This is a genomic window from Salinivibrio sp. SS2 (assembly GCF_001722075.1).
Classification (GTDB): domain Bacteria; phylum Pseudomonadota; class Gammaproteobacteria; order Enterobacterales; family Vibrionaceae; genus Salinivibrio; species Salinivibrio proteolyticus.
Genome location: NZ_MEBP01000074.1, coordinates 21,104 through 44,346 on the forward strand (window position 1 = coordinate 21,104; position 23,243 = coordinate 44,346).

A 23,243-nucleotide genomic window follows, 5' to 3' on the forward strand; every position below is an offset into this window, starting at 1 on the left:
GGGTATCCTAGACGCATAACAACTTCGAGTTCAGGCCTGCTTTGGCAGGCCTTTAATCATTTGAAGATGCTGCTGACAGCATCCAGCGAGGAGACTGATTATGTCTGATACCCCTGTATTCCACCTTGGCGTTAACCATGCCGACCTACAAGGCGCCACCACTGCGATTATTCCCGGCGATCCTGCGCGAGTAGAAAAAATCGCGAACCTGATGGACAACCCAACCTTTCTTGCCTCTCAGCGCGAGTATACCTTGTATCTAGGCTGGTTAGACGGTAAGCCTGTGGTGGTTTGCTCAACCGGTATCGGTGGCCCATCAACCTCGATTGCGGTTGAAGAACTGGCGCAATTGGGTGTGCGTACCTTCTTGCGTGTCGGCACTACCGGCGCTATTCAACCTAACATTAATGTTGGCGATATGATCGTCACCACAGGGTCTGTTCGCCTTGATGGCGCGAGCACCCACTTTGCACCGATGGAATTCCCAGCCGTGGCTAACTTCGATGTGGCAACGGCCATGAAAGCGGCGGTTGATGAAGATGGCGCAACGGTTCACACCGGTGTGACTGCATCAAGCGATACCTTCTATCCGGGCCAAGAGCGCTACGATACCTTCAGTGGTCGTGTCGTGCGTCGTTTCCAAGGCTCGATGCAAGAGTGGCAAGACATGGGCGTACTGAACTTTGAAATGGAGTCCGCCACGCTACTTACCATGTGTGCTAGCTCAGGTCTGCGTGCTGGCTGTGTTGCGGGTGTGATTATTAACCGTACCCAAAAAGAGATCCCTGACCACGCAACGCTTAAAGAAACCGAAGCGCGCTCGATCAAGATTGTGGTTGAAGCTGCTCGTAAACTGCTGTAATTCAGACATTGCGGTATCAAAAAAACGCGGTGCTCATCATGAGCGCCGCGTTTTTTTATGGTGTTTTAAGTGCGCCAGTTAGCTGGTGCGAATCGCGACGGTGCCACCGGCGGCGACAAACCAATCATAAAGGTGGGTACGCAGGTTACCAAGTTGATCAGGACCAATCAGTGCTAAGCCCAGATCGGTAGCTCGAGTAATATCGTGATGGCGCAACGGACGGAAGCTCACCAACATCGCTCGCGCCTGTAACCCTCCAAGCAGATCGCGCAGCGACTCTAGCTTGTACAAGGTGTCATCGCCATCGCTCGACATGCCTTTGGTTTTACACTCAATAATATGCAGTTTGTTATTGACCACGGTAGCCACATCAAGCTCGTTACGCACTTCGCGCTCGCCAATCTGGCGATACACTTGCACGGAAAGTGAATTATCTTGAATGGTTGGCATTTCTTTTTGAATGGACGTGACGGTGTAATGCACGTAGCTTTCTAACCATTCACCATTGGCAAAGCGACGTGCTTCCTCGCAACTAAAGGTCAACACCCCATTTTGGTATGTCGCGAGCCCAGCTTCAGTCAGATCGTCAAGCAGCATACCGAGTTCACGGTAGCCTTGCTGTTTCTCGCTTAACGTCACATCAAGGCACTGTTCCTTGCGACACGTGGTGGCTAAATAGTTCAGTGTCGCCAAGCCGGGTCCTAATTCATAAGCATTACTGGCCCATTTTTCGCCCAAACGATAAATATCATCGGTTAAACAACCCACTACATCTTCATCATGACGCTCACAACGGGCGCCAAAAATCGTGAGGTATTCGGTCAAGCTAATATGGTCTTCGACTTGCTGTTGTGGCAACCCGTCTGGATACAACCAGCATAATTCATCGCTATAAGGCTCAATGACATAGCTGGGCCATTGATAGGTGCGAAAAACTTCATAAGCAGACAGCAGTTGATGACGCAGACCACAGCTCGCGTTAAAAAGGATATCTTCAGAGGTGGTGCTAAGCTGTTCGGCCAGTTGTTTCACTTGGCTTTTTAATTCACGGATATTGATATCATCGGAAATTTCAAAAAACTCGGTTTCGATGCCTTTTGGCGCAAGTACGCGGGTAAGGCGTTCAAATTCTAGGTCTTGCTCAAGGGTGCCTATTAACACCAACTTGCTCACCGGCAGTTGCTGGTGTAACACGGGGGTGACCAATCGGACGGGATCCGAGTCGATGATTCCTACATGAATAGCCATAATTGCTCCAGGCGGGCGATGCGGCTAAACGAGCCGCTAAAAATATAAGTGTATACCCTAGCTTCCAAACGAGTCATTTGGGTATAGCGTTAAGTCACTTAGGTGGCTTTGTTAATAATATCCGGTCTACGACTAGGGCTTTCAACCGTCAACAACGTAAATTGTTGTAAATTGACATCCCGCTGACTTAGCGTTGGCGTGCCAGTCGAGTATCCGCACGCAACGCGAGTATTGGTACACAGGGTGAGTCACCGAAGGCGGAACCTTGGCCCCGCCGTTAATTATGCGCGACTTTGTTTCAGGGCTTGTTGGCGCAGCGTGAGTGTCAACTGGTTAAGCTCTGGCAGCATGCGCTGAATCAGTTGTAATTGCTGCAATACCATCGTCAGCGGTGTGTTATCGACAGTCTCTCCGTAGCCGCCGTGAGTCTGATGCATGTCATCAGTAGTTTGTAACGCCAGCAGTGCATCATGGTTGGTAGGCTGGGCCAGTAGCTCGGTTAATTGGGTTAATCCTTGGTGGATATCACGGTGAAGCTGGGCCACTTTTTGATGGTTGACCTCATCATCCATCCGGCTTCGATGCGCGCCAAGGGCAGAGATATAGCTTAGCATCGCGTTGTTTAAACATAAGAAACGGAAAGTTTCTTCGATATTGGTGCGATAGCGGCCGGGCTCCGCCAACATATTACTGATCGCGGTAGTCAGCTCCGCATCCGCATTGTGCGCTTGGCGCCGCGCAATTCGATAGGTAAGGGTGTCACGTTTACCTACTCGGTACTGAGCAATCACGTGGGCCAAATAGTCCCGATTGGCTTGCAAGGCTTCTGTCATGATCCCGCGGAGACGGTGCGCTTGCCAGTCGGGCAACACATAACGGACCGCCGCAACGGCAATCAAACAGCCAATAACGGTATCGCCCAAACGCGGTAAGATCACTGCGAAACCTTCCCCGAACTGACTAAAGCACATTAATACCAATAAGGTGATAAACAAGGTGGCTAGGGTGTACTGAACGGTGCGGAACGCGAAAAATAGCACCCCAGTGACGACCATCAAGGCCAATTGACTGCTGGGATCGGGAAACAGGTATAAGGCCGGCACGCCGAGTAGCAAGCCAGCCACAGTGCCGACAATCCGCTCTTTAAGCTTACTGCGTGTGGCTGAGTAATTGGTTTGGCAAACGAACTGAATGGTCATCAAGATCCAAAAGCCATGTTCAAGTGATAGACCTTGAATCACGCCATACCCCGCGAGGAGCGATAACGACAAGCGCACCGCATGGCGAAAACGCAACGATCGAAACGTCAGTTGTTGGCGAATGCGAAAGACCATCTCACCAAGCGAACGCGCATCGGGATCAGCCAATTCATTTTCTTGGGCGCGGCTATCAACTGCGAGGTTACTCAAACTCGCCAACTGCTGCTCAACCGTCTCCAGGTTTTTGTATAAAAACTGCAACTGATTTAGCAATGCGGTGCGAGTATGGCTGTCTTGGTGTTTAGCCAAATACGCCATCGATTGCTGGATAGCCGTTAACGCTTGCTGCCCTGCATGATGATGTTGATAGCTGATCCCCAACGAGAGCGCTTGCGCTACCTCACGGCATGCGCGCGCTTGCACATTGAGCAATGCTTCGAAGCGAAACAAAATGTCCGAGTGGAAAAAGTGGGCGGCAAGATCTTGGTAACGATAATGGGATGAGCTAACCCGCTCGTGAATGTCTTGGGCGATAAAATACGTTTGCAGCAAGGTTTGATGCCGCTGGGTCAGACGGCCGCGTCGTGCTCGCGCCAGTAATGATGCTTTGGCTTGGTTGAGCGCGGCTACCACTTGCGCATTTTGGTTGGCGGCGGCGATGCGGGTAGGTTGCGGAACCAATTCGGCAACCGGATGGAACAAACTAGACTTGGTTTCCATGTAAGTGGCGGTTTGACGAAAGACCGCTGCGAGCCGATGCTGCACGGGACGGTGCGGCCAAATCACAATCCAAACCAGTGATAGTAACCCGTACCAAAATGCGCCTGAGAGCAGCATCATGGGTTGAAGCCACAGATCACTGCCTTGCTCCATCCCCAACATGGTGTATACCGCCAGTAGCAATGAGGCAAAGGCGATGGTGCCATAACGCTCCCCAATAGCCCCCAGCATGATAAAGCCAAAACTGGAAACGGTTAGCCCTAATGCAAACAGCCAAGGCCAATCGTAAAGCAATTCAACCGAGAAAGAGGCGACCGCGAAGCAGGTTAGCGTCACGCCCAAGGCTTTTATCCGCCCCCATAGGTGATCATCCACTTCCGCTAATGCTGAAGCGATGACCCCGAGCACCAGTGGCGTGACAATATCGGTTCGACCAGCGTATCCCGCGTAAAGGGCAACCCCCATTAAAGCGATTAGGACGCGGATACTGTCATTGATGCGGTGGTTCGCCCAGTATTCGCGTAGCGTCAGTGGCATCGAAGGAAAGCGTGGCAACGAAAAGGACATAAAAACACGGATTAAGCCAACAATGAGGGCAAGATAGCAGAAAGATACTGAAAAACTAAGCGTCATCCGCGCGTTTTCGTGCGCTTTTTAGAAATAGCTTGCGACAAGTCAAATCCATAGCGTGCTATAGGTGATGCGGCGGGAAGCCATATTGCTAGTGAATTGATTTATCGAGAGTTGCGCAGTAGCATGCCTGTCATCTTATCAAGGCTGGAAAGCGCGTTTTTACGCACTGACTCATGAGTATGAAACTCTCCGCAAACCGCTGGGCACAATGGCTTGTTTATGGCGACCATTACAGCTTGCAGCTCGAAGATGACGGCTTACTGCTCGAATCTCGCCACCATCGTCAATACATTCCTTTTTCGGCATGGGATGGGCAGCTCACGGTGTCGCGCGGGTTGCTGTGGGGAACGATTTCGCTCACCGGTTATACTGACGAGGGCAATCCGCTACCTTTTGAGGTCTTTGGCTTGCCTTGGCACCGTGCCCAGCAGGCAGGGCAAACCATTTATCGCAGTTATCAAGCCTATATTGCCCGTTATCAAAAACGGCTGGCGATGATCCGGCCCAGTTTGCTGGCAGAGTATGATGCACTGGTGAATGCACCCGCTTATGTTCGCTTATCGCAATTGCGCGCGACGCAACAAATCCTAGTCGACAAGCTAGAAGGCGAGGGGATCCCAGCCTCATTCTTGGCTAGCTTAGATGAAGTGATGGCAACGACACTGGCACCCGTTTTACGGGGGGATAAACAGTGGCTCAAGACGCGCAATCAGCAATGGCAAGCGATGATGCTCAATCAGTGGCAAGCTTGGTTTGATCGCATCGAATCATCGCCATTGAATGACGGGCAGCGCGCCGCCGTGCTCACCGATGAATCTCATACCTTGGTGGTGGCGGGGCCCGGTAGTGGAAAAACTAGCGTATTAGTGGCACGCGCCGCGTATTTAATTGAAAGTGGTCAAGCCAAACCAGAGCAGCTATTGCTGCTGGCCTTTGGTCGTGATGCTGCTGAAGAACTGAAAACGCGGATAAAAACCAAAACCGGCCATGAAGTGAATGTCACTACCTTTCATGGCTTTGCCCGCCAGCAACTTGTCGAGCACCAAGGGCAGGCGCCGATGATTTCTCCACTCGCCAGTGATGAGACGGCCAAAGCGGCCTGGCTGACTCAAACACTCGCCGAACAGTGGCAACAGCCCACTCCCCGTAAAGCATGGGACAAACTGCATCAGCAACAAACACTGCCGCTTGATGATAACGCTGAACTGACTGCGTGTGCCTATGATAGCCGGTTGCACACTTGGGTTTGGTCGCGCCTTTCACGAGTGATCCAAGCCAATACCACCAAGCGTGCGCTGAACGATAAGCTGGCAAGCTTTGAGGAGCAGGCCGCCTTAAAAAATGAACTGGCCGTGATTTGGCCATTGTACCAAGCCTACAAACAGGCGCTAAAAGCGGAGAACGCGGTAGACTTTGACGGCTTGATTACCCAAGCAACCAAGTTGTTTCAGCAGCGAAAATTCGTCACGCCCATCCAGTTTGTCATGGTCGATGAATACCAAGATATTTCGCCGGCACGGTTGGCGATGCTCGAGGCTCTGTGTCATGGCAAAGCGGACGGTGAAACCCAATCACCACGCGCCTCGTTATATGCGGTGGGAGATGATTGGCAAGCTATTTATCGCTTTGCTGGTGCCGATGTCAGCTTAACCACAGAGTTTGCGCAGCGTTTCGGTGACAGCGAAATTTGCTGGCTGACCACCTGTTATCGCTATCCGTCTACCTTGGGGAAGGTGGCGCAGCAGTTCATTGAGCAAAACCCCAAGCAGCTCAGCAAACAGTTGGATTATGCGCGTGACAAGGCACCAGCGAAAGCGCCTAAAGCGATCAAGGCGATCACGGACGACAAGTTAGATAAAACCTTGGCAAGCCTTGCCAAAAAGTATGCTAACGCAGAGCACGCTGTGAGTGTGATGCTGCTAGGTCGCACGCATGCTATTCGTCCTGACGCGCTAGAAAGCTGGCAGAATGCGTATCCTTCATTGGCGCTTCGCTATACCACCGCACACGCCAGCAAGGGGCAAGAAGCCCACTACGTGTTCATCCTCGGCATGGATGATGGGGTCTTCCCGGCCAAGCCTCGCTCGCTCTCACTCGATGAGGCTTTATTAGGGAAAAATGAAGAGCCAATTGAACACGCAGAAGAACGGCGATTGTTTTATGTCGCCCTGACGCGGGCACAAAAACAAGTGTGGCTGGTGCACCAAAAAGGCTATGCCTCACCGTTTGTGGAGGAACTGAAAGGGTGTCTGTGAGAAAGTCCCCGCACTGTTAGTCATAGGCGACATTAGTCATCGACGGACAGTGCGGGGTAAAAGATTACAAGCGCTCGTCTAAATAAGCTTGATAATCAGGAATTTGAAGATCCACTTCTTGGCCAAACAGTGGTGAGGTAATCAAGAACCGTGCGGTGGCGCGATTGGTGGCAACGGGAATATTCCATACGGTGCTGACACGCAGTAGCGCTTTGACATCTGGATCATGCGGGACGGCATTGAGCGGATCCCAAAAGAAAATCATCGCATCGATTTTTTGTTCAGAAATCATGGCACCCAGTTGCTGATCACCGCCCATAGGGCCACTAATCAATGGTGTGATCGTTAATCCAGTTTCGCGCGCAAGAATATGCCCCGTGGTGCCGGTCGCATAAAGCTCATGCTGACTGAGCACATCTTGGTGCTCTTTAACCCACTCACTCAAGGCGTCTTTGTAGTGATCGTGCGCCACTAATGCAACGTGTTTGCGCGCGGACATGGTGCGAGACGTTTGTTTCATGCTGCTTCCTATTTAAAACATGGCGGTTTAACGTCAAACTGCGTTTAGCAGGGTGTTATCGAAGCCTAATTCAATCCGGTAGTGAAATATAGCGTACCGCTGACAAAACCTTGGCATAGCACTGTTTAGAGTGTCACATAATAAGAAAAAACTGACGCATTCAATGAAAAACGTCAGGGTTTTCAGTCACAAGTTAACCAAGCACGCAAAAGTAGCGCGACAACCCATCGAAGTGGCAACAAAAAGGCTACAGTTAACTAACAAGGCAAAGGAAGTGCCTAGTCATGCAGGAGAGTTTATGAGCAAGGAGTACGCGTATGTGGGTGACACTGGATTTTGAAGCATCCGGTTTGTCGTTATCGTCTTATCCCATCGAAGTGGGATACGTGTTGCCAAGTGGCGACAGCAACAGTTTTTTGATTGACCCTTCCACCGCCAGTGGCCACTGGAATCACTGGGACAAAGAAGCCGAAACCCGAATACATGGGATCTCGCGTGAACGCCTTTTTAGCGAAGGTATCAGTGTGCTCGATGTATGCCAGCATCTCAACCAGACCCTCGCGCCTTTTGATCATGTTTTGTGCGACAGTCAATGGGATCTGTTTTGGATGGGACGGCTTTACAAAGCCTGCTACATGCGCCCTTCATTCACCCTAATGGAGGTGAATCAGTGGCTAAAAAAGCACAGTGATCTCGATCGGCGTGACTTTAGCCGCGAAATGGAGGCGTTGGGGCCAGCACCGCATCGTGCTGAAGAAGATGCGCGACAAATTCGTCGTGCCCTCGATAGCTTGTTAAAATAGCCCATCATGTAGCGCATTGTTGGGATGTTATGACAGCACCTTCAACCCTTAGGTTAGCACAATTCAACCTGTCTCTAGCGGGACGTCAGGCCGGCGAGATCAAAGCAAAGATGTTAGCGCCCACCCCCAGCCGGCAAATTAAAAACCTCGCCGCGACCTTACAACGTGTGCGTCCCGATGTGGTGGTGCTTTGCGAGTTTGATCATCCAGGTGATGGCGGTGATGATGGGGCGCTCGCCGCATTTTGTGAGCGGCATTTGGCTGAATCGCAACACGGTGACATGCCGATTGATTATCCGTATCGCTACTTGCCCGCCACCAACACAGGGTTAAAACTCACGGTGCCAGTCAGTGAGCATCAACACTTAACGAATGCTCAGCAGTGTCATGGCTTTGGCGACTATCATGGTCAATTTGGCTATGTGATTTTATCGCGTTACCCCATCGAAGATGATGCGATTCGCACTTGGCAGCACTTTGCGTGGCATCAATTACCTCACCATCAACTCCCTACGGACTATTACACTGAACAAGCACAGCAGGCGCTGCGCCTCGCCTCGAAAAACTTGGTTTCAGTGCCGGTTTTGGTTGGTGATGATCGAATACAGGTGGTGGCGTGTCATCCCACACCGCCCGTGTTTGATGGGCCAGAAAAGCGTAACTGGCGGCGCAACAGTGATGAAATTCACCAACTGATTGGCCTTTTGGATAACGCGGATTGGCTGGTGGACGACAAGGGTGCTCACGGCGGACTTTCTCCCAAGACACCGTTTGTGGTAATTGGCGATTTAAATGCAGACCCGAGCTACGGTGATGGGGATAAGCAAGCCATTGGCGCCTTGCTTCACCATCCGCGAGTGCATCCCGAGGTTGCTGTCGGCACGCAGGTGCCAAAAAGTGACGCGGCTCAGTCTCACGCGTTTCGCTTTATCGAAGGGAAAGGACGGGCAATTGCTACCCATAACGGAGGGTTGCGTCTCGATTATGTCCTACCTTCGCGTGAGCTCGCGGTGATAGCCTCCGGCGTATTTTGGCCTGCCCCTGATGATGCCGACTACCCACTGATTTGTGATAAAAACGGCCAAGAGCATGCTCACTCCGATCATCGTCTTGTTTGGGTCGATGTGGCGCTGAGTTAGCGAGGCTGCGTATCCAGCGCCACGCCTTCACGCTGACACGCAACTTCTGCGAGGCGCTTAGCTTGTTCGTCAGGCTTTAAAAAACAGCAGGTTGAACAATAACTGTGTTCATCCACGGTAAAGATCCGGCAGCAGCCGCCGCGCAAACGGAAGCTGTGGGTTTGTAATACGGTTTGCGTGTCGTTCGGATCGTAGACGGTGACATCGTGAAAACCACTGCGCTTGCTATAAAGGGGGGTGCCGCGTTGATGGACGATCGACAGCGCCGCGTCACGCGCGGCTTGCTCGCAATCACGATGTTTCCCCACCATCAAAAAGGCAATACAGATTGAATCGGCAACCACTTTCCAAAGTGGCCCCTCACGCATACCGCTTTGTTCCGCGACCGCATCGACGATAGGTGAAAAGTGGCGTAATAACGCGCCGTGCAAAATAGTTAGCCACTCTTCTGCCGCGGGTTGTTTCCAGCCAATCAAGGCATTGAGATAAAAATGTGGCTTGTAATACACCAGCTCCTTGCCATTCGGTTTAGTAACACGGGTAGGTTGGTATTTAACGTGCCAGTTATCTAAGTCCAGCGAGGGGAGCTGTCCAGCCTGAAGCCAGCTAGCCAGCACCGGAAGCAAAAACTCATAGGCATAGGCACCGATAAAAAGCGTGCCTTGAGCGCGGCTATCGGCATCGCCATAGGTCGAGTTTACCGCGGCAAAACATTGTGCGAGACCTTGTGGTGTGGTGAGTTGTTCCCGAAGCGACACGCCTTGCACATCATCAGGGATCACTGACAAGCCTAAAGCAGTGGGAAAAGGGGACAGTGCAACCGCGGCAGGCAGTTGTGGTGCGTCAAAGCTAGGATCGGCCGCGTTCATCAACACTCCTTATGATTGGCGCCTAAAAGGCGGAATTTAGCATGTGCAGCAATCAATTGTAAGAGTGATTCGTATTTAGATGTCGAGGCGCTATCGTAACGATTGGGGAAAAGGTGTCGCAGAGGAAGTGATTAAAAAAAGAGGCGGAAGGCCGCCTCTATCTATATTTATCTGTATTTTCCGTGTCAGTCACGCCCGCTATGCGGCTTGGGGTGGCTGAACTTGGTAGCGTCCGGGTTTATGGTTCATGGCAAGGACAAGATTGGTCGTGATTGCGGCAGCGACCGATAAGCCAATTAGCCAAGGCTCGACCACCAGCAGCGATAAGATCACAATCGAGCAATCCAGCGCCATTTGCACTTTTCCGGCACGGATGCCAAACCGTTGCTGCAAAAACAGCGCTAAGGTGTTAAATCCACCCAAACTACACTGATGGCGGAACATCACTAGCATGCCCATGCCGATTAGCCCGCCGCCAAATAACGCGGCATAAACAGGATGAATGGTGTTGATGGTGAGCACTGCGGTTAAATGATCGGCGCAAAATGAGACGATGCTGACCGCAACCAAGGTACTTAAGGTAAAGCGTTTCCCCATTTGGGTGTAGGCGAGCCAATAAAAAGGCAGGTTGATCACGAAGAAAAGCTCACCAAAACTGAAGTCAGTGACTCGCTGTAAAAACAGCGCTAATCCAGCGGTGCCGCCGGTCAATAACCCTACTTGGTTGAAAAAGAAGATGCCGAGTGACACCAAACCACTGCCGATAAGCAGCGCGAGTGCGTTTTCACGCTTGGAGTGATTTCTATCCATATTTGCGTTCTATCCCTATTAAAACGACCGCACTACCATACGCCGCTCTCGCAATAGGTCGAGTCAAACGCCCGTTTGATAACAAGTGAATAACAATCCAATGCGTACATTATCATTTACGTTGTGGTTTTGATCACGATAAAAAGGCGCCGCTACAGACCAAAGTCTAATCTACATTGTCTACAATCTTATTCTATTCTGGCTTTATTGAAGTTCTTGGGCGGTATTTATGTCTTTATTGTCGACAAATGACCAATTTCTCGCGCAGCACGCGCAATCGTTGCCAGCTGATTCACGTGAGCCCACCAAGTCAGCCAGCCTGACCGAGCAGCTTATCGAGGCGATTGTCACCGGCACCTATCCAGCGGGTACCAAGGTATCGGAAGCGGGGTTGGCTACCGCATTTGGCGTCAGCCGAGGCCCACTGCGCGAGGCCATGATGCGGGTCGAAGCCCTAGGGTTGGTCGAGCGCGTCCCTCATGTGGGCGCGAGAGTAGTGACACTCACCCATCGACAATTGGCGGAGATTTACGCGGTGCGAGAAGCGTTAGAAGGCATGGCCGCAAGATTGGCCTGCGCGCACATCACCAATGCGGAAATTGAGCAGCTCAGTGCGGTGCTCGACACCCACCATGCCTATATCGAACGGGTGGAAGGGGCGGCCTACTTTCACCAACAAGGCGATTTTGATTTTCACTATTGCATCATCAAAGCCAGCCATAACCAGAAGCTGATCAACCTATTGTGTGGTGAGTTATACCACTTGCTGCGGATGTACCGGTTTCAATCGCCGCGGGCGCATTCTCGCCCTAAGCAAGCGCTGCAAGAGCACATGCAAATTTTAGCGGCAATTCGCGAGCGCGATGCCGAGCTGGCGGAAATGCTGATGCGTCGTCATATTCAGCGCAGTCGCCAACTGATTGAACAGCAAATTACCGATTAACTAACACGCTATTGGCTACAAAATGCCGGCGGTTAAACCCGCTAAGCCATCAGTTCACAAGGAGAATGCTATGAGTGCAGGTGCACGTTTTCGCCAAGCGGTACGCAACAATATTCCGCTGCAGGTCGTCGGCACAATTAACCCTTATTGCGCCATGATGGCAGAGCGGGTGGGGCATCAAGCCATTTATCTATCCGGAGGCGGGATTGCTAACGCCTCTTACGGCTTACCGGATTTGGGGATCACGACGCTCAACGATGTGTTGGAAGATGTCCGCCGGATCACCGCAGCGACAGACGTACCCTTGCTGGTGGATATTGATACCGGCTTTGGCGGTGCACTCAATATTGCTCGCACTATTCGTGAAATGGAACGCGCTGGCGCTGGCGCGGTGCATATGGAAGATCAAGTGGCGCAGAAGCGCTGCGGTCATCGCCCTAACAAAGAAATTGTCAGCCAAGCTGAAATGGTCGACCGTATCAAAGCCGCGGTCGATGCGCGGACTGATCCTGAGTTTGTGATCATGGCGCGCACTGATGCCTTGGCGGTGGAAGGCATGGACAGTGCCGTCGCCCGCGCCAGAGCGTACGTAGAAGCGGGAGCGGACATGATTTTCCCCGAAGCCATGCAAACGCTCGAGCAGTACCAAGCCTTTGTTGAGCAAGTAAAGGTGCCGGTACTGGCGAATATCACCGAGTTTGGTCAAACCCCGCTGTTTACCAGCCAAGAGCTGGCGGGCGTCGGGGTCAGCATGGTGCTGTATCCGCTCTCTGCGTTTCGTGCCATGAACCAAGCGGCCCTCAATGTGTATCAACACCTGCTGGATGATGGCCACCAGAAAAACGTGGTCGACACCATGCAAACCCGTGATGCCCTCTATGACTTCTTGGGCTATCACACCTACGAACAGCAATTGGATCGCCTATTTGGAAAAGAGTGATCACAGACGCACACCCTCGGTGTGAAAACGTCGGTTACACCACTGGAATTATCGCCACGTTCACGGATTCATGCAGCGGTTGAATCTGATGGCATCAAAGGAAAGGAGCCAATCATGACAAATGTCGCCGTCGCACCCAAAGATAAATCACTCTCCGGCGCGGGCCTTCGCGGCCAAAGTGCCGGCACCACTGCTTTGTGTACGGTGGGGCAAACCGGCACTGGATTAACCTATCGCGGTTATGACATTACCGATTTAGCCAATCACGCCCAATTTGAGGAAGTGGCTTACCTGCTACTCAAAGGCCAACTCCCCAATCGCCAAGCGCTGGCTGACTACACAGAAACCTTGGTCGGCAAGCGGGGGTTACCTGACGCCTTAAAAGCCGTGCTGGAGCGAATTCCTGCCAATGCGCACCCCATGGATGTGATGCGTACTGGTTGCTCGATGCTGGGTAACTTGGATCAAGAAACCGACTTTAGTGAGCAAGCGGATAAAACCGATACGCTGTTGGCGATGTTGCCGGCCATTATCTGCTATTGGTATCGCTATTCGCATGATGGTGTACGAGTCGATACCTATCAGCCGGAGGTGAAAAGCATTGGCGGTTACTTCCTCAAAATGCTCACTGATGAAACCCCGTCGCCACTGCATGAATCCGTGATGCATTGCTCGCTGGTGCTGTATGCCGAGCATGAGTTCAATGCCTCGACCTTTACCGCCCGTGTGTGCGCGTCCACTTTGTCTGATTTGCACTCTTGCATTACCGCGGCCATCGGCAGCTTGCGCGGCCCATTGCATGGCGGTGCCAATGAAGCGGCGATGGCGATGCTAGAACAATGGCGCACACCTGACGAAGCCGAAGCAGGGTTAATGCAAATGCTCGCTAATAAAGACAAGGTGATGGGCTTTGGCCATGCGATTTATCGTGAGTCCGACCCCCGCAATGCGCTTATCAAACATTGGTCGAAACAGCTGGCGCAAAACGCACCAGACGCTTGGCTGTTCGACGTGTCTGAGCGGGTCGAACAAGTGATGAAGCGCGAGAAAGGCTTGTTCCCCAATGCCGATTTTTATCACGCATCGGCCTATCACTTTATGGGCATCCCGACCAAGTTGTTTACCCCGATTTTTGTGATGAGCCGAGTAACGGGCTGGGCGGCGCATGTGTTTGAGCAGCGCGCTAATAACCGCATTATTCGCCCAAGTGCCGATTACGACGGCCCTGAACACCAAGATTGGCTACCTATCGATCAGCGCGCTTAATCAGCGCGCATTCTCCCGATTGAAATCACAGAAGGAATTGACCATGAGCAACAACGTAGAACTGAACCAGCGCCCTGACCCTGATGCCTTATTGGTGCAAATTGCTGACTATGTCGATAGCACGCCGATTACCTCGGCAGAGGCCTACAACACCGCACGCAACTGTTTGATGGATACCCTTGGCTGTGGCTTGCTGGCGCTACGTTTCCCTGAATGTACCAAACACCTGGGGCCACTGGTGCCGGGCACCACAGTACGGCATGGGGCGCGGGTGCCGGGCACCTCTCACGAGCTTGATCCGGTCACCGCCGCATTTAACATCGGTTGTATTATTCGCTGGCTCGATTTTAACGATACTTGGCTCGCCGCCGAGTGGGGCCATCCGTCTGATAACTTGGGCGGAATTTTGGCCACCGCCGATTATTTAAGCCGCGTGGCCGTGGCCGAAGGGAAACCACCACTCACCATGCGCGATGTGTTGACCGCGATGATCAAAGCGCATGAGATCCAAGGTGTGCTGGCCCTTGAGAATAGCTTTAACCGTGTCGGGCTCGATCACGTTTTATTGGTGCGCGTGGCATCAACAGCTGTGGTCACCAAAATGCTGGGCGGTAATCGCGATCAGATCATTGATGCCGTTTCACAAGCTTGGGTGGATGGCTGTGCGCTGCGCACCTACCGCCATGCACCAAACGCCGGTTCACGCAAATCGTGGGCGGCGGGCGATGCCACCTCTCGCGCGGTGCGGTTGGCGATGATCACCATGAAAGGTGAGATGGGCTTGCCGTCGGTGCTCAGCGCACCTAAGTGGGGCTATTACGATGTGCTGTTTAACGGCAACGCTTTTAGTGTCAAACAAGACTTTGCCAGCTACGTAATGGAAAACGTGCTGTTTAAGATTTCTTTCCCTGCTGAGTTTCATGCTCAAACCGCGGTGGAAGCGGCGGTGACCTTGCATTCACAGGTGAAAGACCGCGTGGATGAGATTGAACGTATTGAAATCACCACCCATGAATCGGCCATTCGCATCATTTCTAAAGAAGGGGAGTTGGCTAATCCGGCTGACCGTGACCACTGCCTGCAATATATGGTGGCAGTACCGCTGCTATACGGCAATCTAGTGGCCGAGCACTATGAAGACGCCTTCCATCACGCCGACCCGCGTATTGACGCACTACGGCAAAAAATGGTGATCAAAGAAGACCCACGCTATAGCGCGGAATACCTGGAAGCCGACAAGCGCTCGATTGCCAATGCGATCCAAATCTTCTTTACCGATGGCAGCAGCACCGAACAAGTTGCCGTGGAATACCCGATTGGTCACCGCCGCCGTCGCGAAGAAGGGATCCCTGTACTGGAGCAAAAATTCCGCACCAACTTGGCGACCCGTTTCCCGCGCGCACAGAGTGAAAAAATCGTTGCCTTGTGTAGCGATCAGGCCGCGCTGGAGAAAACCCCGGTGCACGAATTTATGTCGCTGTTTGTGATTAACTAAGCACGCGGAATGAATCCATTGCCTGCAAACGTATCGCCTGCCAAGGGTGGGCGATAAGGAGCCGCTTATGCAAGAAGCAAGTTACCAACACCATGCGGATTGGGCCAGTCGTGACCCCGAGGAATTTTGGCAGGCACAGGCCAAGCAGCTCGATTGGTTTACCTTTCCACAAACCATTCTTAGCAAAGACGATAATGGCATTGAGCGCTGGTTTGCTGATGGCACCATGAATACCGCTTATATGGCACTCGATGCGCATGTTGAACAAGGTCGGGGCGAACAAACCGCGCTTATTTACGACTCGCCGGTTACCGACAAAAAAACCACCTACACTTATGCCGCGTTGCGTGACTACGTGGCGAAAGTTGCTGGCATGCTGGCAGAGTTAGGGGTTGAAAAGGGGGATCGCGTGGTGATTTATATGCCCATGATCCCAGAAGCCACCGTGGCGATGCTCGCGTGTGCACGGCTTGGTGCGATCCATTCGGTGGTGTTTGGTGGCTTTGCCCCGAACGAGCTGGCCGTACGGATTGAAGATGCAGAACCTAAAGTGGTGCTTACCGCCTCATGCGGCATCGAGGGCGCGAAAACCTTGGCCTATAAGCCGATGGTTGATCAGGCCATCATGGACAGTCGCTACAAACCCGACCATGTGGTGGTCTATCAGCGTACGATGTGTCGTGCCAATTTAGACAATCCGCGTGATGCTGATTGGGCGTCGTTATTAGCTGAAGCCACCCCTGCAGCGCCGGTGCCCGTCAATGCCACCGATCCTCTATATATCCTCTATACCTCCGGCACCACGGGCAAACCCAAAGGCGTAGTGCGTGACAATGGCGGCCACGCGGTGGCGATGAAGTACAGCATGAGCGCGATCTACAACGTCAAACCCGGTGAAGTGTTTTGGGCCGCATCGGATGTCGGCTGGGTAGTGGGGCACTCGTATATTGTGTATGCCCCTTTGCTACACGGCTGCACCACGGTGATGTTTGAAGGCAAGCCAGTCGGTACACCGGATGCGGGAGCGTTTTGGCGTGTATGTGATGAGCATAACGTCAGCATCTTATTCTCGGCGCCTACCGCCTTTCGGGCGATTAAAAAGCAAGACCCAAATGGTGAGCACCTTGCGCGCTATCCGATGACATCTTTACGTACGGTGTTTATGGCCGGCGAGCGGCTTGATCCACCGACATTGGAGTGGGTGGAAGAAAAGACCCAGCGACCCGTGGTTGATCACTGGTGGCAAACCGAAACTGGCTGGGCGATTGCGGGCAATCCATTGGGGTTAACCTGCTTTGCGACCAAGCCCGGCTCGGCAACCATGCCAAGTCCTGGCTATCAGGTGTGTATTCTCGATGAAATGGGCGAGATTGCCGCACCAAACCAGCAAGGATACATTGCCGTGAAGCGGCCTCTGCCGCCTAGCTGCCTGCCGACGGTGTGGCGCAACCACGATCGTTTTGAAGCTGGCTATCTTAGCCAATTCCCCGGCTACTATGTTTCGGGTGATGGCGGCTACATGGATGAAGATGGCTATGTGTTTGTGATGGGACGGATTGATGATGTGATTAACGTTGCGGGCCACCGCTTATCGACCGGCGAAATGGAAGAGGTGTTAGGCAGCCATGAAGCGGTTGCCGAATGTGCGGTGGTGGGCATGCACGATGAGCTCAAAGGCCAATTGCCGCTTGGCTTGGTGGTACTGAAAGATGGTTTTGTCTCCGTGAGTGGCGAGATAGAACGGGAGTTGGTGCAGCGAGTGCGGGATCAAATTGGCGCGATCGCTTGCTTTAAACATGCGGTTATCGTTGAGAAGTTACCTAAAACACGCTCAGGTAAAATCTTGCGTCGTATTATTCGTCAGATGGCGGATGGCGAATCTTACCAAGTCCCCTCGACGATTGACGATCCGAGCAGTTTGGAGACCATTGCAGCGGCGCTGTCTTCTTCCTAATAGGAATAGGCAGGCATTCGCACGGGTATTAACGCAAAGCGGGGTAGGACACCCCGCTTTTTAGCTTACACCTTGGCATTTTTTTGCTGGTACATCTTGGTGTCAGCTTCATCCAGTAGATCATCCAAGCTGCGCGGCGTCGACATGGAACTGGTCGCCACGCCATAACTGAATGAGATAGGGTAGGTGTGGCGATTGATTTGATTAAACCGCTCCACCACACCGGCAAAACGGTCGAGTGCTTGCTCGGCGGCTTCACGCCCAGCACCGGAGAGAAACACCACAAACTCATCGCCACCAAACCGCGCAAACACATCGGATTCGCGCATGTTGGCGCGCAGCAGATTAGCCATATGACGAAGGACGATATCCCCTTCAGAATGACCATAAGTATCATTGATGATTTTAAAATCATTCAAATCGATGAATGCGAGTGAATACGGCGAATTCATGCGCTGACAGTGCTGTACGGCGCGACTGGCTAGCTGCATAAAGCCGCGTCGATTAGATATTCCCGTGAGATCATCGGTATATGCGGTTTGCGCTGAGGAGAGCTCACTCTCGGCGAGTAGGGCCAAATCCTTCAAAAAGCGCAGATCTTCATCGCTAAAACGGCGCGGCTTATCATCAATCACACACAAGGTGCCCATGTTGCTCCCGTCGCCGAGCGAGAGCGGGTATCCAGCATAAAAGCGAATATGTGGCTCGCCCGCAACGAGGGGATTATCAGCGAAGCGTGGATCGAGGCTGGCGTCTCTCACCACAAAGGGTTGATCGCCCAAAATAGCATGACCACAAAAAGAGATATCGCGTGGCGTTTGGCGCACGTTAAGGCCAAAGCAGGATTTAAACCACTGGCGATCATCGTCAATGAGGCTGACGAGGGCGATGGGGACATCGAAAAGGCGTTTGGCTAAGCGAGTGATGCGATCAAAGCGCTCTTCGTCTTCGGTATCAAGCACGCCAGTGTCTTGTAATTTTTTGAGGCGTTGAGCTTCGTCGTTGGGCTTAATGGGGCTTAGCATCTGAACACTCCTGTCGGGTCGCTACTTACTTAAACGTAGATTCATCAGACAATTGTGTCCAGAAGTGCGGACGCGCTTTGCGCCCGTCCGCACACCAGTTAAAGACCGTGTGTTATTGCACCAAACACGCAAAGCCTTTGAGGTAAAAACCTTCCGGATATGCACTGTGAGTGGGATGGTCCGCCGCTTGTGCAAAGCGCTCAATAAACTGCACATTTTTACCGGCATCTAATGCCGCGTCTGCCAGTATCTTTTGGAACAGGCCCGCATCCATTAAGCCCGAGCACGAATAGCTGAGCAGCACACCGCCCGGATTAAGAAGCTGCATAGCGAGCATATTAATATCTTTGTAGCCGCGACATGCGCCGGTCAGTTGGGATTTGGACTCTGCAAATTTGGGCGGATCCATCACAATCACATCAAAGCGCTCGCCTTGTTCGCGATAAGTGCGCAGCAGCTTGAACACATCGGCATTCACAAACTCAGCACGGGTGAGATCAAAGCCGTTTCGCGCCGCATTGGCTTTCGCTTTGTCGAGCGCGGGCTGTGACACATCCACATTAGTGACCTGCTTAGCATTGCCTTTTTGCGCATACAAGCCAAAACCGCCGGTGTAACAAAAGCAGTTTAAGACCCGTTTGTCATCCATGTATTTCACCGCTTGTTCGCGGCTATCCCGTTGGTCGAGATAAAAACCGGTTTTGTGGCCATTGGCAATATCGACTTCAATCGCCACGCCGTTTTCTTCGATGATGACGGACGCAGGCGGTTCCTCACCGTGTAAAACGCCGGTGCGCGGTTTAAGGCCTTCTTTTTTGCGAATCGCCACATCGGAACGCTCGTAGATATGGCACTCTGGAAACTCGGTACGCAGGGCATTAACGAGGTTATCACGCTGAGCATCCGCGCCGGCGCTAAGCAATTGACACACCAAGTAGTTATCGTACTTGTCGACGGTGATACCGGGGACGCCGTCAGACTCAGCGGCTAATAGGCGATAACCAGTGAGCCCATCACGCTGAGCGAGCATGGTGCGCAGCGGCTTTGCCGCACGAATACGGGCAAGGAAAAAGTCACTGTCGATGGGGGTTTTTTCAAAACACCACATGCGAACTCGAATTTGCGATTGCGGTGAATAGGCGCCTAGCCCTAAAAATTCACCTTGATGATCACAAACAGTGACCGTGTCACCCAAAGCAGGTTTTCCTTCGATGCGGGCAATGCCGCGCGAGAAAATCCAAGGATGGCGGCGTTTGATGGATTTATCGCGGCCTTTGGCGAGATACACAGTGGCAGTCATGGGCGTTCCTAACAATTTGATGGTGCAAAACACGTCAAAATGCTGAGTAAGGCACCTGCATCATGACGTGACTTGCGGATAAAGCAAAAAAGGGCGGGTATTGTCGAGCAAGGCTGGTGTCATTGCAATAAAAACGCGCCCAGAGGTGGGCGCGTGATAGGAAGCATACGGACGGTACACCAAGGGAGTTAGGTACGAAGTCCTGCCACCAAGGTTTTCAATTGCTGGGCTTGCGTGCCAAGCTCGCTGACTTCGGTCGCAGAATCTCGCAGCATTTGTGCGACTTGCGTGGACTGGCTGCGCACCTGTTCGACATCTTGTGAAATCGTACTCGCCACGTTGCCTTGTTGCTCGGCGGCGGCTGCAATTTCGGTACTGCGATCAGAAATCGTGCTGCTACGAGCGGCGATTTGGCTGATCTCGGCATCAATCTCTTGCACCGCAGCTTCGCTGGCAGACGCATTTTCGACGGTACCCTCCATAACGCGACGCAACTCAGTGGTATGCGTTTGCAGCGACTCAATCATGGTTTGAATATCGACCGTGGACTCTTGAGTGCGGCTTGCCAAGGTGCGCACCTCATCGGCGACTACCGCAAAGCCACGCCCTTGCTCGCCCGCACGGGCAGCCTCGATCGCCGCATTCAGGGCCAATAAGTTGGTCTGCTCGCTGATGGCGTTGATGGTGGTCACCACGCTGCCAATTTGCTCAGCATTTTGATTCAGTTCGGTCACCTTATCAGCGGCTTGAGCAATCTCACTGGCCAGCGCGTTAATCGCCGTCATGGTTTGCTGAACTTGTTGGCGCCCTTGCTGAGCCGCTTCGGTAGCCTCTTGGGTCTGAGTAGACGTATCGGTGGCGTGGCTCGCCACTTCACGAATCGATCCCGCCATTTCCTCGGTGGCACTGGCGAGTGAATCAAGATACTGACGTTGGCTTTCACCCAGTGATTCACTTTCGTCGCTGCGCTGCTGCAGGCTCGATGACAAGCTATCCATCATCTCTGCGCTTTGCTGAATGGCTTTTACCATGTTTTGCTCACGCTCAAGCACTTTGTCGATGGTAATCGCGATCTGGCTGAACTCATCCCTTACTGGGAAGAAGTTCATTCGGTAGCTGAGTTCCCCATCTGCTAGCTTTAAGAGAGCTTGGTTCATGGTGTACATCGCGCCGCCGATAAAGGTCATGATGTAATAGGTCAACAGCGCAATCACCACTACCATGCCAAGCAGCAAGCTCCAATCGAGTGTGCCAAGGTAGGTGAACAAGGTGCCATCTGGTTGATAGTCAAGCTGTCCCGACGGCGTGAGCGTAAACCCGCTTTGCTGGTTTTGTAGTACCGTGCGTACTTCTTGCGCTGGCAAATCGTATTTCGCCACTAGGGCCTGAATGGCTTGGCCTTCCGCCTGCATGTTGGTTGCCACTCGCGTATCTGATGCTGCATCGAGTGTCAGCGCTATCACTATCATTGCGAGGAGGGGAAGGAAAAAGATAAGGTAAAATTTTTCTTGGAGCCGAAGGTGGATGAGGTATTTATCAATCCATCGAAACGCTACTTCTTTCATGACGTAATCCTGTCAAACGACTGTCTCATGTAGCGTTATACAGATGTCATTATGCAATGGAAATACAGTGGAGGTGACCGATGTCTCAAAAATGCGTCAAGGCCTATGTCACAGGTCACGTTCAGGGCGTTGGCTTTCGTTATCACACCGCGCACGAGGCATTAAAACTGTCTTTGACTGGGTACGCGAAGAACTTGCCAGATGGACGTGTTGAGGTGTTGGCATGTGGCCGCGAAGAGTCGGTTGATGCCCTTATTGCATGGTTAGATCAAGGGCCGCCCACCGCGAGCGTGAATCAGGTTAAACACGAAGATACTGAATGGCGTTCCGTGGATGGGTTTGCCATTCAGTAGGTCATAGGACAGTCTTTAATGGGGCCTAGTTACAAACATTTGGCAGGTTTGGGGAGGCCTGCCAATTTGGTCGCTTGTTTGGCCGGGCCTTTCGGAAAGAGCTTAAACAGGTATTTGCTGTTACCTTTCTCCGGACCGTATTCTTTTTCCATCGATTTTACCAATAAACGCACCGCCGGTGAGGTGTTGTATTCTTGGTAAAAATGGCGGACAAAGTGGATCACTTCCCAGTGGGCCTCGGTCAGTGCAATGCCTTCTTGCTCAGCCAACAAGGGAACCAGCGCTTCGTGCCAATCGTCTACGTTTTTTAAATACCCTTGCGCATCCGTTGCAACGGTTTCACCTTCATACACCAACATAGTCTTGCCTTTGTTCGTCATCCCAGCGGATGTTCTCGCCGTTGATAAGGCTGCAAAGCATAGCGAGCGACTGGAATGAGTGCAACTGACGTTTATTGCGGACAGGTTTCTTCATCACGCTTGTGCGTGCTGCTATAAAAAAAGCCGGCAATAGCCGGCTTTGGTGGTGCATACACAATTTTTGTGTGGCACTTAGTCGTCGTTCATGATGCCAAGAATGCTCAGCAGGTGAACGAAGATGTTGAAGATATTCAAATACAGCGACACGGTGGCGCGGATGTAGTTGGTCTCGCCGCCGTTAATGATGTTGCTGGTGTCATACAGAATAAAGGCTGAGAAAATCAGTACCGCAATGGTGCTGATCGCTAAGCTCAGCGCTGGGATCTGTAGGAAGATGTTCGCAACCATGGCGACCAATAGCGCGATCACACCGGCGACCAAGAAACCGCCCATGAAAGAGAAGTCTTTCTTCGATGTGATGGCGTAAGCCGACAGGCCAAGGAATACCATACCTGTGGTAGCAAGCGCCTGCATCACAATCCCTGGGCCACTCGACAGGCTCAGGTAATAGGTCAGTGTTGGGCCTAACGAGGCGCCCAGAAGGCCGGTAAACACGAAGGTCCACACGATACCCGCGGAGGAGTTCATGGTGCGAGGTAGCACAAAAAACACGATCGCCAACGCACCTAGGGTCATACCTAGCGACATCATTGGGCCGATGCCGACAGCGATAGCGATAAAGGCCGCGATAGCACTGGTGATCAGTGTCATCGATAGCAGTGCATACGTGTTACGTAGCACTTTGTTAGTAGATAACGCACTCTGCTGTGACTGGCTGTGCGAAACGATACGATCGTTCATAACGTTCTCCCGGTTGGGTTAACAATCCATTTCTTAATACGACAGTTATGTGGGCAGTCGTTCACTTTTTCAAGCTACCCACGTCCTTAACCTAAACCATGACTGGCTTTTATAAAGCAAATAA

General features: G+C 52.3%; 20 protein-coding genes. 10 read left to right on the forward strand and 10 right to left on the reverse strand.

Features of this window, described 5'->3' with window-relative positions:
• Positions 1 to 100: 100 nt before the first annotated feature.
• Positions 101 to 862: a uridine phosphorylase gene (gene udp / locus BGK46_RS08070; RefSeq protein WP_069588323.1), complete on the forward strand. Its 762-nt coding sequence runs from the start codon at positions 101 to 103 to the stop codon at positions 860 to 862.
• Between the two features lie 78 nt (positions 863 to 940).
• Here the strand turns inward: udp and BGK46_RS08075 are convergent, their stop codons facing one another.
• Positions 941 to 2,110, reverse strand: a complete 1,170-nt coding sequence (locus BGK46_RS08075; RefSeq protein ID WP_069588325.1) for a Card1-like endonuclease domain-containing protein — start codon at positions 2,108 to 2,110, stop codon at positions 941 to 943.
• A gap of 281 nt (positions 2,111 to 2,391) precedes the next feature.
• Complete coding sequence (yccS, locus tag BGK46_RS08080) at positions 2,392 to 4,596, reverse strand: YccS family putative transporter (RefSeq protein WP_254659674.1); 2,205 nt, start codon at positions 4,594 to 4,596, stop codon at positions 2,392 to 2,394.
• Positions 4,597 to 4,835: 239 nt separating this feature from the next.
• Between yccS and helD the strand changes: the two genes are divergently transcribed.
• Positions 4,836 to 6,917 (forward strand): DNA helicase IV, encoded by a 2,082-nt coding sequence (gene helD / locus BGK46_RS08085; protein ID WP_084781356.1) that lies wholly within the window; start codon positions 4,836 to 4,838, stop codon positions 6,915 to 6,917.
• Positions 6,918 to 6,981: 64 nt separating this feature from the next.
• On the opposite strand, the gene BGK46_RS08090 is transcribed toward helD, so the two are convergent.
• Positions 6,982 to 7,437, reverse strand: a complete 456-nt coding sequence (locus BGK46_RS08090; protein WP_069588328.1) for a methylglyoxal synthase — start codon at positions 7,435 to 7,437, stop codon at positions 6,982 to 6,984.
• Between the two features lie 317 nt (positions 7,438 to 7,754).
• Between BGK46_RS08090 and BGK46_RS08095 the strand changes: the two genes are divergently transcribed.
• Both BGK46_RS08095 and BGK46_RS08100 read left to right on the forward strand, forming a co-directional pair.
• On the forward strand, positions 7,755 to 8,240 hold the full coding sequence (locus BGK46_RS08095; RefSeq protein ID WP_069588330.1) for a hypothetical protein: 486 nt from the start codon (positions 7,755 to 7,757) through the stop codon (positions 8,238 to 8,240).
• A 29-nt stretch (positions 8,241 to 8,269) separates the two neighbouring features.
• A complete protein-coding gene (locus BGK46_RS08100) occupies positions 8,270 to 9,379 on the forward strand; it encodes an endonuclease/exonuclease/phosphatase family protein (protein WP_069588332.1) in 1,110 nt (369 codons plus the stop codon).
• On the opposite strand, the gene BGK46_RS08105 is transcribed toward BGK46_RS08100, so the two are convergent.
• Positions 9,376 to 10,248 (reverse strand): ferric iron reductase, encoded by an 873-nt coding sequence (locus BGK46_RS08105; RefSeq protein WP_069588334.1) that lies wholly within the window; start codon positions 10,246 to 10,248, stop codon positions 9,376 to 9,378. The genes BGK46_RS08100 and BGK46_RS08105 overlap by 4 nt on opposite strands.
• 198 nt (positions 10,249 to 10,446) lie before the next feature.
• Positions 10,447 to 11,058, reverse strand: a complete 612-nt coding sequence (locus tag BGK46_RS08110; RefSeq protein WP_069588336.1) for a YitT family protein — start codon at positions 11,056 to 11,058, stop codon at positions 10,447 to 10,449.
• Between the two features lie 229 nt (positions 11,059 to 11,287).
• Here BGK46_RS08110 and BGK46_RS08115 point away from each other — a divergent pair, with 229 nt between their 5' ends.
• The 5 genes from BGK46_RS08115 to BGK46_RS08135 all read left to right on the forward strand — a co-directional run bounded on the left by BGK46_RS08115 (position 11,288) and on the right by BGK46_RS08135 (position 17,656).
• Positions 11,288 to 12,001, forward strand: coding sequence for a GntR family transcriptional regulator (locus BGK46_RS08115; RefSeq protein WP_069588338.1), 714 nt, complete (start codon positions 11,288 to 11,290; stop codon positions 11,999 to 12,001).
• A gap of 70 nt (positions 12,002 to 12,071) precedes the next feature.
• Positions 12,072 to 12,941, forward strand: coding sequence for a methylisocitrate lyase (prpB, locus tag BGK46_RS08120; RefSeq protein WP_069588340.1), 870 nt, complete (start codon positions 12,072 to 12,074; stop codon positions 12,939 to 12,941).
• Between the two features lie 114 nt (positions 12,942 to 13,055).
• A complete protein-coding gene (gene prpC / locus BGK46_RS08125) occupies positions 13,056 to 14,207 on the forward strand; it encodes a bifunctional 2-methylcitrate synthase/citrate synthase (protein WP_069588342.1) in 1,152 nt (383 codons plus the stop codon).
• A gap of 43 nt (positions 14,208 to 14,250) precedes the next feature.
• A complete protein-coding gene (locus tag BGK46_RS08130) occupies positions 14,251 to 15,702 on the forward strand; it encodes a bifunctional 2-methylcitrate dehydratase/aconitate hydratase (protein ID WP_069588344.1) in 1,452 nt (483 codons plus the stop codon).
• A 46-nt stretch (positions 15,703 to 15,748) separates the two neighbouring features.
• Entirely contained in the window at positions 15,749 to 17,656 is a 1,908-nt protein-coding gene (locus BGK46_RS08135; protein ID WP_256388321.1) for a propionyl-CoA synthetase, read from the forward strand.
• 65 nt (positions 17,657 to 17,721) lie between these two features.
• Here BGK46_RS08135 and BGK46_RS08140 read toward each other — a convergent pair whose 3' ends face one another.
• The 3 genes from BGK46_RS08140 to BGK46_RS08150 all read right to left on the reverse strand — a co-directional run bounded on the left by BGK46_RS08140 (position 17,722) and on the right by BGK46_RS08150 (position 21,546).
• The gene (locus BGK46_RS08140) at positions 17,722 to 18,681 is read right to left on the reverse strand and encodes a sensor domain-containing diguanylate cyclase (protein WP_069588347.1); all 960 of its coding nucleotides are present in this window, start codon (positions 18,679 to 18,681) and stop codon (positions 17,722 to 17,724) included.
• Between the two features lie 112 nt (positions 18,682 to 18,793).
• Complete coding sequence (locus BGK46_RS08145) at positions 18,794 to 19,981, reverse strand: class I SAM-dependent methyltransferase (protein WP_069588349.1); 1,188 nt, start codon at positions 19,979 to 19,981, stop codon at positions 18,794 to 18,796.
• 188 nt (positions 19,982 to 20,169) lie between these two features.
• A complete protein-coding gene (locus tag BGK46_RS08150; RefSeq protein WP_069588350.1) occupies positions 20,170 to 21,546 on the reverse strand; it encodes a methyl-accepting chemotaxis protein in 1,377 nt (458 codons plus the stop codon).
• 80 nt (positions 21,547 to 21,626) lie between these two features.
• On the opposite strand from BGK46_RS08150, the gene yccX reads away from it, so the two are divergent.
• On the forward strand, positions 21,627 to 21,899 hold the full coding sequence (gene yccX / locus BGK46_RS08155) for an acylphosphatase (RefSeq protein WP_069588352.1): 273 nt from the start codon (positions 21,627 to 21,629) through the stop codon (positions 21,897 to 21,899).
• A 29-nt stretch (positions 21,900 to 21,928) separates the two neighbouring features.
• Here yccX and BGK46_RS08160 read toward each other — a convergent pair whose 3' ends face one another.
• Positions 21,929 to 22,258, reverse strand: a complete 330-nt coding sequence (locus BGK46_RS08160; protein ID WP_069588353.1) for a TusE/DsrC/DsvC family sulfur relay protein — start codon at positions 22,256 to 22,258, stop codon at positions 21,929 to 21,931.
• 192 nt (positions 22,259 to 22,450) lie between these two features.
• Positions 22,451 to 23,119 (reverse strand): Bax inhibitor-1/YccA family protein, encoded by a 669-nt coding sequence (locus BGK46_RS08165; RefSeq protein WP_069588355.1) that lies wholly within the window; start codon positions 23,117 to 23,119, stop codon positions 22,451 to 22,453.
• Positions 23,120 to 23,243 lie beyond the last annotated feature (124 nt).